Source organism: Pseudomonas citronellolis (assembly GCF_029335315.1).
In the GTDB taxonomy this organism is placed as follows: Bacteria; Pseudomonadota; Gammaproteobacteria; order Pseudomonadales; family Pseudomonadaceae; genus Pseudomonas; species Pseudomonas citronellolis_A.
The window spans coordinates 1-9,169 of sequence record NZ_JARJLT010000003.1 but is presented as its reverse complement, the minus strand read 5'-3'; the positions used below and the strand labels follow the sequence as shown (position 1 = coordinate 9,169).

Sequence of the window (9,169 nt, the reverse complement as noted above, 5' to 3'; positions counted from 1 at the left end):
ACACCAGGCAGTCGACGCCGGGGCTAGGCTCGAAGCCCCACTCAATCGATGCCGAGCTTCTTCAGCCGGTAGCGCATCGAGCGGAAGGTCAGGCCCAGGCGCTGGGCGGCGGCGGTGCGGTTCCAGCGGGTTTCTTCCAGGGCCTGCATGATCAGCTTGCGCTCGATGTCCTCCAGGTAGTCCTCGAGGTTGTCGATCTGCGCCAGGCTGGCCTGGCCGCCGCTCTCGGTGGAGCCGGCGGCTTCGGCGAAGCGCAGGTCCTGGGGCTGGATCAGGTCGTCCTCGCAGAGGGTGTAGGCGCGCTCGAGCATGTTTTCCAGCTCGCGGACGTTGCCCGGGAAACGGTAGACCTTGAGCTTTTCCAGCGCTTCCGGGCTGACCCGCGCGGCGGCCAGGCCGCTGTCGCTGGCCAGGCGCTTGAGCACGCGCTCGGTGAGCAGCGGAATGTCCTCGCGGCGTTCACGCAGCGGCGGTACGCGTAGCTCGATGACGTTCAGGCGGTAGTAGAGGTCCTGGCGGAAGCGCCCGGCGGCGACTTCCGCGGCCAGATCCTTGTGGGTGGCGCAGAGCACCCGGACATCGACCGCCACTTCTTGCTGGCCTCCGACCGCGCGCACCGCCTTTTCCTGGATGGCGCGCAGCAGCTTGACCTGCATCGGCAGCGGCAGGTCGGCCACTTCGTCGAGGAACAGGGTGCCGCCGTTGGCCGCCTGGAACAGGCCCAGCTTGTCTTCGACGGCGCCGGTGAAACTGCCTTTCTTGTGGCCGAAGAATTCGCTTTCCATCAGCTCGGAGGGGATGGCGCCACAGTTGACCGGGACGAAGGCGATGTCGCTGCGCGGCCCCTGCTCGTGGATCAGCCGCGCCACCAGCTCCTTGCCGCTGCCGGATTCGCCGCTGATGTAGACCGGCGCCTGGCTGCGCGCCAGCTTGGCGATCTGGTTGCGCATCTGCTTCATCGGCGGCGATTCGCCGAGCAGGCGGTTGTCCACCGGCGCCTCTTCGGCGCTCGGCGAGCGCAGGCGCAGGGCGGTGGCCACCAGTTCGCGCAGGCGGCCGAGGTCCACCGGCTTGGTGAGGAAGTCGAAGGCGCCGGCCTTGAGCGCGTTGACCGCGGTGTCCAGGCTGCCGAAGGCGGTGATCATGGCCACCGGCACCTGGGGATGGCGCTGCTGGATGTGCTGCACCAGGTCCATGCCGGTGCCGTCGGGCAGGCGCATGTCGGTCAGGCACAGGTCGAAGGGCTCGCGGGCCAGGTACTCCTTGGCCTCCTTGATATTGCGGGCGCTGCGGGTGTCCAGCTTCATGCGGCCGAGGGTGATCTCCAGCAGCTCGCGGATATCCGGTTCGTCGTCGACGATCAGGGCTTTTTGCCGGCTCATGTTCTTCTGTCAGCTCTGCTTGCGCGGGTGCGCGAAGGTGATGCGGAAGCAGCCACCGCCTTCGCCCCGGTTCTTGAAGTCGATGCGGGCCTGGTTGCTTTCGCACAGCTCGCGGGAAATGTAGAGGCCGAGGCCGGTGCCCTTGCTTTCGGTGGTGAAGAAGGGCTCGAACAGCTTGCCCAACTGCTCGGCGGCGATACCGGGGCCGTCGTCCAGCACCTCCAGCACCGGCAGGTCGCTGTCCGGGTCGCGGAACAGGTTCAGCCAGACCTGGCCGCGGCCATGCTCGCGGGCACTGTAACGCAATCCATTCTGCACCAGGTTGCCCAGCACCTGGGTCAGCTGGCTGGGGTCCATGCGTGTCTGAATCTCGCCCCGGCCCAGCTGCAGGTGCACCTGCTGGTCGCCGCGCAGGCCCTCGCGCTGTTCGTCGACGAAGCGTTGCAGCCACTGCGCCAGGTCCAGCTGCTGTGGCTCGGACTGACGCCGTCGCGACAGCTGCAGGACGTTCTCGATCACCAGGTTCATGCGCCGCGACTGGTCCTGGATGATCTGCGTCAGGCGCCGGTCGGGGGCGTCGAGCTCTTCCGACTCCAGCAGCAGTTGCGCGGCGTGGCTGATGGCGCCCAGCGGATTGCGGATTTCATGGGCGATGCCGGCGGTGAGCCGGCCCAGCGCGGCGAGCTTGAGCTGCTGCGCCTGCTGGGCGATCTGCGAGATGTCCTCGAGGAACACCAGGGTGTGCTGTTCGTCGCCACGGCGCAGCGGAATGAAGCTGGGCTGCAGCATCGGGCCGCTGTCCGGCGCCTGCAGGCTCGGCGGGCGCAGTGACGGGTTCTGCGTCCATTGCTGCAGGCTTTCCAGCAGCTCCGGGCAGTGCGCGCTCAGCGGGTCGCCCGCGAGCCTCGGCTGGGCCAGCAGCGCCTGCGCGCTCTGGTTGGCCAGCAGCACGTGCTGGCGGCTGTCCAGCACCAGGATGCCGGTGCGCATGCGCTGCAGGATGAGGGCGTTGAGCTCTTCCAGGTTGGCCACGGTGGTGGCGCGTTCCTCGGCCAGGTGCTCGCTGAGCTGCTGGCGCCGCGCCAGGCCCTGCAGCAGCAGGGCGGCGGCGAAGCACAGCGCGCCGAGGCTGCCGACCTGGACGTAGTGGTTGATCGCTGTCGGCTGGCTGAGGCTGAGGTAGAAGGTCAGGTAGATCATGCCGATCGCGGCGACGGCGGCGATCAGCAGGCCGACACGCCCGCGCAGCAGCAGGTTGGCGATCCCCACGGCCACCACCAGCAGGTTGCCGATGCCGCTGGGCACGCCGCCGGCGGCGTAGAACAGGCCGCTGAGCAGCAGGACGTCGAGCAGGGCGACGAGGAACACCGGCAGCAACTGGCGCGGCGCCGGCATCAGCACGGCGATCAGGATGTTGACGATCAGGTAGCCCCAGCAGCCGCCGTGGAACAGCGTGGTCTGGCTGACGTTGAGCACCTGGTCGTCGAGGTTGCTGGAAATCAGCAGGACCATGAGCAGGCCGATGCTCAGGCGGTACAGGTGGTACAGGCGGAGGATGCGCTGCCCCTGCTGGCCGCTGATGGGGATGGCCTTAGCCATGCCGGTCGGTTTCCCGTGGCAGGTGGGCCTGGCTGCAGTACCAGCGCTGCTCGTGCTGGAGGGCGTTGCCGCGCGGCACGTGCACGCCGCACTGGGCGCAGCGCACCATGGGTTCGGCCTGGTCCTCGCGCGGCGGCGCGTCGGGACGTTGCGGGCGGGTGGCCTTGCGCCATAGCCACCAGATCAGGGCGATGAGGACAATCCAGAACAGCAGGCGGACCATGGCGTTCCCTTTTTCAGAAGATTCGCAGTTTATCCGAGCCGCCACGCTGCACAAGTCGCAGGCGCCGGTACTGTGCGGAGGATTCGCCCAGGCATGAAAAAGGGAGGCCTAAGCCTCCCTTTTCGTCTTCGCCGGCGACTCAGTCGACCAGGCCGAAGGTCAGGTAATGCCACCAGGAGTGGCTCTTCTTGCCGCTGGTGTCGGGCTTCTCGGTCTGCTCGTCCTGGTGCTCCGGCTGCAGTTCGCGCGGAATCTGCTGGCGGGCGTCTTCGTACTGGCGCATCACGTCCTTGCTCGCCTGGGTTTCCATCTGCGGCGGCGCGGTGTTGGAGTCGATCAGGCCGAGGGTGGCCTTGGCCAGCCAGGAGCGGCTGCTGTCGTCGCTCTCGCGCGGGGAGAACTGGCCGTCCTTCAGGCTCGGGTTGTCCGGGTAGTTCAGCTTGAGGGTCTGCAGGCTGCTGTCAGCCAGGTCGTTCAGACCCAGGCGCTGGTAGGCCTCGGTCATGATCGCCAGGCCATCGCCGACGGCCGGGGTTTCCTGGAAGTTTTCCACCACGTAGCGGCCCCGGTTGGCGGCGGCCACGTAGGCTTTGCGCTTGAGGTAGTAGTGGCCGACATGCACTTCGTAGGCGGCCAGCAGGTTGCGCAGGTAGACCATGCGCGCCTTGGCGTCCGGGGCGTAGCGGCTGTTCGGGAAGCGGCTGGTGAGCTGGGCGAATTCGTTGAAGGAGTCGCGCGCCGCACCTGGGTCACGCTTGGTCAGGTCCAGCGGCAGGAAGCGCGCCATCAGGCCGCGGTCCTGGTCGAAGGAGGCCAGGCCCTTCATATAGTAGGCGTAGTCTACGTTCGGGTGCTGCGGGTGCAGGCGGATGAAGCGCTCGGCCGCCGAACGCGCGGCTTCGGGCTCGGCGTTCTTGTAGTTGGCGTAGATCAGCTCAAGCTGCGCCTGCTCGGCGTAACGGCCGAACGGGTAGCGGGACTCCAGCGCCTTCAGCTTGTTCACGGCGTTGGTGTAGCTGTTGTTGTTGAGGTCTTCCTGCGCCTGCTGGTACAGCTGGCTTTCGCTCAGGTTCTCGTCGACCTTGTCGCCTTTGGAAGAGCACGCGGTGACGAAGGCGAGAGTGGCGATCAGCAGCAGGTGTTTCACTTGCATGGCGGCTTGCGTCCCTGGACGGTCGGCTGTCGCGGCCGCATCCGTCTGTTATGATTGGCGCCCCAGGCGAACCCCTGGGACAAAGGCCCCGTATTTAACCACAGCGCGCTGCCTAACCAAAAGGTGGCGTGCCTACTGTGTCCCATCATGTCCGATCTCATCCAATTGGCGGCAGAAGTGCCGTTCGACCTGGGCGGCCAACGCCTCGATCAGGTCGCCGCGCAACTTTTCCCCGAACACTCCCGCTCGCGCCTCGCCGGCTGGATCAAGGACGGCCGCCTGACCGTCGACGGCGCCGTGCTGCGGCCCAAGGACGTCGTCCACGCCGGCTCGCGCCTGGCGCTGGAAGTCGAGCTCGAGGCCCAGGGCGAGTGGAAGGCCCAGGACATCGACCTGGACATCGTCTACGAAGACGAGCACATCCTCGTCCTCGACAAACCGGCCGGCCTGGTGGTCCACCCGGCCGCCGGGCACCAGGACGGCACGCTGCTCAACGCCCTGCTGCACCACGTGCCGCACCTGGCCAACGTGCCGCGCGCCGGCATCGTGCACCGCCTGGACAAGGACACCACCGGGCTGATGGTGGTGGCCAAGACCCTGGAAGCCCACACCAACCTGGTGGCGCAGCTGCAGGCGCGCTCGGTGAGCCGCGTCTACGAGGCCATCGTGGTCGGCGTGATAGTCGCCGGCGGCACGGTCGATGCGCCCATCAGCCGCCACGGCGTGATGCGCCAGAAGATGGCGGTGGTGTCCACCGGCAAGCAGGCGATCAGCCACTTCCGGGTGCTGGAGCGTTTCCGTTCGCACACCCACACCCGGGTCAAGCTGGAAACCGGCCGCACCCACCAGATTCGCGTGCACATGTCGCACATCGGCTTCCCGCTGGTGGGCGACCCGTTCTACGGCGGGCGTTTCCGCATTCCGCCAGGCGCCAACCCGACCCTGGTCGAGTCGCTGCGCGACTTCCCGCGCCAGGCCCTGCACGCGCGCTTCCTCGAGCTGGACCACCCGGCCACCGGCGTGCGCATGAAGTGGGAATCGCCGCTGCCGGACGACTTCACCTGGCTGCTCAGCCTGCTGCGCCAGGACAACGAGTCCTTCGTATGACCACGCCCTGGCTCATTCCCGACTGGCCGGCCCCGGCCAACGTGCGCGCCTGTGTCAGCACCCGCGCCGGCGGCGTGAGCCAGGCGCCCTTCGACAGCCTCAACCTGGGCGACCACGTTGGCGACGATCCCGCCGCCGTGGCCGAGAACCGCCGACGCCTGGAGCTCGACCAGGGTTGCCGACCGGCCTGGCTGAGCCAGGTGCACGGTATCGAGGTGGTGGAAGCCGACCCCGGCATCGTCGCTACTGCCGACGCCAACTGGAGCGCCACGCCGGGCATCGCCTGCGCGGTGCTCACCGCCGATTGCCTGCCGGCGCTGTTCTGCGACCGCGCCGGTACTCGCGTCGCCGCCGCCCACGCCGGTTGGCGCGGATTGGCCGGCGGCGTGCTGGAAGCCACCCTGGACCAGCTGGCGCTGCCGCCGGAAGAGGTGCTGGTGTGGCTCGGCCCTGCTATCGGGCCGCAGGCCTTCGAAGTCGGCCCGGAAGTCCGCGAGGCGTTTCTCGCCGATCACGCCGAAGCCGCGGCGGCTTTCGTCCCCAGCGCCAACGTCGGCCGCTACATGGCCGATATCTACCGGCTGGCGCGCATCCGCCTGGCCGCGCGTGGCGTCACCGCTGTCTACGGCGGTGGCCTGTGCACCTTCACTGACACCGAGCGTTTCTACTCCTACCGGCGCAGCTCGCGCACCGGGCGCCTGGCCAGCCTCGTCTGGCTAGACTGATTCCGTAGCTTTCGTTTTTCGTAGGAGCGAGCTTGCTCGCGAACAGCGGGGTAGGGCGTATAACCATTCGCGGTTATACGCCGGCGTCCCGAGCGCCTTGGCCATCCTTTCGGATCGGCGGATAACGCTTTGCGTCATTCGCCCTACGTGCAGGGCCTGCTGTCGCCAGTTGCGCCGGCGCGAATCGCGGATGAAGTCCGCTCCTACAAGGGTGTTCTCGTTCCTACAGAATCGTACGAACTGACCGGTGTCATGGCTAAATGGCTTGAAGCAGCCAAAATCGTCCTTATCTAACTGGCATCCCGGCGGGTTATTTCTTCACCAGGGGCAGGCATTCGCTCCGACCCGCTATCTAGAAGGAAGGACGAACTCCATGCGAATCGACCGTTTGACCAGCAAGCTGCAACTGGCGCTTTCCGACGCCCAGTCCCTGGCCGTTGGCCACGATCACCCGGCCATCGAGCCGGTTCACCTGCTCTGGGCTCTGATCGAGCAACAGGGCGGCTCCATCAAGCCCCTGCTGATGCAGGTAGGCTTCGACATCCCGGCCCTGCGTACCGCCCTGACCAAGGAGCTGGATACGCTGCCGAAGATCCAGAACCCCACCGGCGACGTTAACCTGTCGCAGGACCTGGCGCGCCTGCTCAACCAGGCCGACCGCCTGGCCCAGCAGAAGGGTGACCAGTTCATTTCCAGCGAGCTGGTGCTGCTCGCCGCGCTGGACGACAACTCCAAGCTCGGCAAGCTGCTGCTCGGCCAGGGCGTGACCCGCAAGGCCCTGGAGAACGCGGTGAACAACCTGCGCGGCGGCGAAGCGGTCAACGACCCCAACGTCGAGGAGTCGCGCCAGGCCCTGGACAAGTACACCGTGGACATGACCAAGCGCGCCGAGGAAGGCAAGCTCGACCCGGTGATCGGCCGTGACGACGAGATTCGTCGGACCATCCAGGTGCTGCAACGGCGCACCAAGAACAACCCGGTGCTGATCGGCGAGCCCGGCGTCGGCAAGACCGCCATCGTCGAGGGCCTGGCCCAGCGCATCATCAATGGCGAGGTGCCCGACGGCCTCAAGGACAAGCGCCTGCTGGCCCTGGACATGGGCGCGCTGATCGCCGGCGCCAAGTTCCGCGGCGAGTTCGAGGAGCGCCTGAAGGCGGTGCTCAACGAACTGTCCAAGCAGGAAGGCCGGATCATCCTGTTCATCGACGAACTGCACACCATGGTCGGCGCCGGCAAGGCCGAGGGCGCCATGGACGCCGGCAACATGCTCAAGCCGGCCCTGGCCCGCGGCGAGCTGCACTGCGTCGGCGCCACCACCCTGGACGAGTACCGCCAGTACATCGAGAAGGACGCCGCGCTGGAGCGCCGCTTCCAGAAGGTGCTGGTGGACGAGCCCAGCGAGGAAGACACCATCGCCATCCTCCGTGGCCTGAAAGAGCGCTATGAAGTGCACCACGGCGTGACCATCACCGACGGCGCGATCATCGCCGCGGCCAAGCTGTCGCACCGCTATATCACCGATCGCCAGCTGCCGGACAAGGCCATCGACCTGATCGACGAAGCGGCCAGCCGTATCCGCATGGAGATCGACTCCAAGCCGGAGGAACTGGACCGCCTGGAGCGCCGCCTGATCCAGCTGAAGATCGAGCGCGAGGCGCTGAAGAAGGAAGACGACGAGGCCACCAAGAAGCGCCTGGCCAAGCTGGAAGAAGACATCGCCAAGCTCGAGCGCGAATACGCCGATCTGGAAGAGATCTGGAAGTCGGAGAAGGCCGAGGTACAAGGCTCGGCGCAGATCCAGCAGAAGATCGAGCAGGCCCGCACCGAACTGGAGGCGGCGCGCCGCAAGGGCGACCTGAACCGCATGGCCGAGCTGCAGTACGGGGTGATCCCGGACCTGGAGCGCAGCCTGCAGATGGTCGACCAGCACGGCAAGCCGGAGAACCAGTTGCTGCGCAACAAGGTGACCGACGAGGAGATCGCCGAGGTCGTGTCCAAGTGGACCGGCATCCCGGTCTCGAAGATGCTCGAAGGCGAGCGCGAGAAACTGCTGCGCATGGAAGACGAGCTGCATCGGCGGGTCATCGGCCAGCACGAGGCGGTGGTCGCCGTGTCCAACGCGGTGCGCCGTTCCCGCGCCGGCCTGGCCGACCCGAACCGGCCCAGCGGCTCGTTCCTGTTCCTCGGCCCGACCGGGGTGGGCAAGACCGAGCTGTGCAAGGCCCTGGCCGAGTTCCTCTTCGATACCGAGGAGGCGCTGGTGCGCATCGACATGTCCGAGTTCATGGAGAAGCACTCGGTGGCTCGCCTGATCGGCGCTCCGCCGGGCTATGTCGGCTATGAGGAGGGTGGCTACCTGACCGAGGCCGTGCGGCGCAAACCTTACTCGGTGGTGCTGCTGGACGAGGTGGAGAAAGCCCACCCGGACGTCTTCAACATCCTCCTGCAGGTGCTGGAAGATGGCCGCCTGACCGACAGCCACGGGCGCACCGTGGACTTCCGCAACACGGTGGTGGTGATGACCTCCAACCTCGGTTCGGCGCAGATCCAGGAGCTGGTCGGCGACCGCGAGGCGCAGCACGCGGCGGTGATGGACGCGGTGAACGCGCATTTCCGTCCGGAGTTCATCAACCGGATCGACGAGGTGGTGGTGTTCGAGCCGCTGGCTCGCGAGCAGATCGCCGGCATCGCCGAGATCCAGATGGGCCGCCTGCGCAAACGCCTGGCCGAGCGCGAGCTGAGCCTGGAGCTGAGCACCGAGGCGATGGACAAGCTGATCGCCGTCGGCTTCGACCCGGTGTATGGCGCGCGTCCGCTCAAGCGCGCCATCCAGCGCTGGATCGAGAACCCGCTGGCGCAACTGATCCTGGCTGGCAAGTTCCTCCCGGGCGCGAAGATCAGCGCCAAGGTGGAAAACGACGAGATCGTCTTCGCCTGAGTTCGGCAGTTGTAGAAAAGCCCCGCGTTGCGGGGCTTTTTT

7 protein-coding genes are annotated in these 9,169 nt (G+C 67.0%); 3 read left to right on the top strand and 4 right to left on the bottom strand.

Annotation, left to right across the window (positions count from 1 at the left end):
- Positions 1-41: 41 nt before the first annotated feature.
- From P3W75_RS00070 to P3W75_RS00055, 4 genes are all read right to left on the bottom strand, one after another.
- Positions 42-1,382 (bottom strand): sigma-54-dependent transcriptional regulator, encoded by a 1,341-nt coding sequence (locus P3W75_RS00070; protein WP_276225326.1) that lies wholly within the window; start codon positions 1,380-1,382, stop codon positions 42-44.
- Positions 1,383-1,391: 9 nt separating this feature from the next.
- Entirely contained in the window at positions 1,392-2,981 is a 1,590-nt protein-coding gene (locus tag P3W75_RS00065) for a sensor histidine kinase (protein WP_276225325.1), read from the bottom strand.
- Positions 2,974-3,204, bottom strand: coding sequence for a PP0621 family protein (locus P3W75_RS00060; RefSeq protein WP_276225324.1), 231 nt, complete (start codon positions 3,202-3,204; stop codon positions 2,974-2,976). The genes P3W75_RS00065 and P3W75_RS00060 overlap by 8 nt, the downstream gene beginning before the upstream one ends.
- A gap of 139 nt (positions 3,205-3,343) precedes the next feature.
- Entirely contained in the window at positions 3,344-4,357 is a 1,014-nt protein-coding gene (locus P3W75_RS00055) for an outer membrane protein assembly factor BamD (protein ID WP_276225323.1), read from the bottom strand.
- Positions 4,358-4,504: 147 nt separating this feature from the next.
- Between P3W75_RS00055 and rluD the strand changes: the two genes are divergently transcribed.
- The 3 genes from rluD (at position 4,505) to clpB (ending at position 9,127) form a co-directional block, all read left to right on the top strand.
- Complete coding sequence (gene rluD / locus P3W75_RS00050; RefSeq protein WP_276225322.1) at positions 4,505-5,464, top strand: 23S rRNA pseudouridine(1911/1915/1917) synthase RluD; 960 nt, start codon at positions 4,505-4,507, stop codon at positions 5,462-5,464.
- Positions 5,461-6,189: a peptidoglycan editing factor PgeF gene (pgeF, locus tag P3W75_RS00045; RefSeq protein WP_276225321.1), complete on the top strand. Its 729-nt coding sequence runs from the start codon at positions 5,461-5,463 to the stop codon at positions 6,187-6,189. The genes rluD and pgeF overlap by 4 nt, the downstream gene beginning before the upstream one ends.
- 373 nt (positions 6,190-6,562) lie before the next feature.
- Positions 6,563-9,127: an ATP-dependent chaperone ClpB gene (gene clpB, locus P3W75_RS00040; RefSeq protein WP_276225320.1), complete on the top strand. Its 2,565-nt coding sequence runs from the start codon at positions 6,563-6,565 to the stop codon at positions 9,125-9,127.
- The last annotated feature ends 42 nt before the right edge of the window (positions 9,128-9,169 follow it).

What these genes read in the sequence shown, in the direction of transcription:
- P3W75_RS00070 (WP_276225326.1), bottom strand. Translation starts at nt 1,382, where the DNA reads ATGAGCCGGCAAAAAGCCCTGATCGTCGACGACGAACCGGATATCCGC.
- P3W75_RS00065 (WP_276225325.1), bottom strand. Translation starts at nt 2,981, where the DNA reads ATGGCTAAGGCCATCCCCATCAGCGGCCAGCAGGGGCAGCGCATCCTC.
- P3W75_RS00060 (WP_276225324.1), bottom strand. Translation starts at nt 3,204, where the DNA reads ATGGTCCGCCTGCTGTTCTGGATTGTCCTCATCGCCCTGATCTGGTGG.
- P3W75_RS00055 (WP_276225323.1), bottom strand. Translation starts at nt 4,357, where the DNA reads ATGCAAGTGAAACACCTGCTGCTGATCGCCACTCTCGCCTTCGTCACC.
- rluD (WP_276225322.1), top strand. Translation starts at nt 4,505, where the DNA reads ATGTCCGATCTCATCCAATTGGCGGCAGAAGTGCCGTTCGACCTGGGC.
- pgeF (WP_276225321.1), top strand. Translation starts at nt 5,461, where the DNA reads ATGACCACGCCCTGGCTCATTCCCGACTGGCCGGCCCCGGCCAACGTG.
- clpB (WP_276225320.1), top strand. Translation starts at nt 6,563, where the DNA reads ATGCGAATCGACCGTTTGACCAGCAAGCTGCAACTGGCGCTTTCCGAC.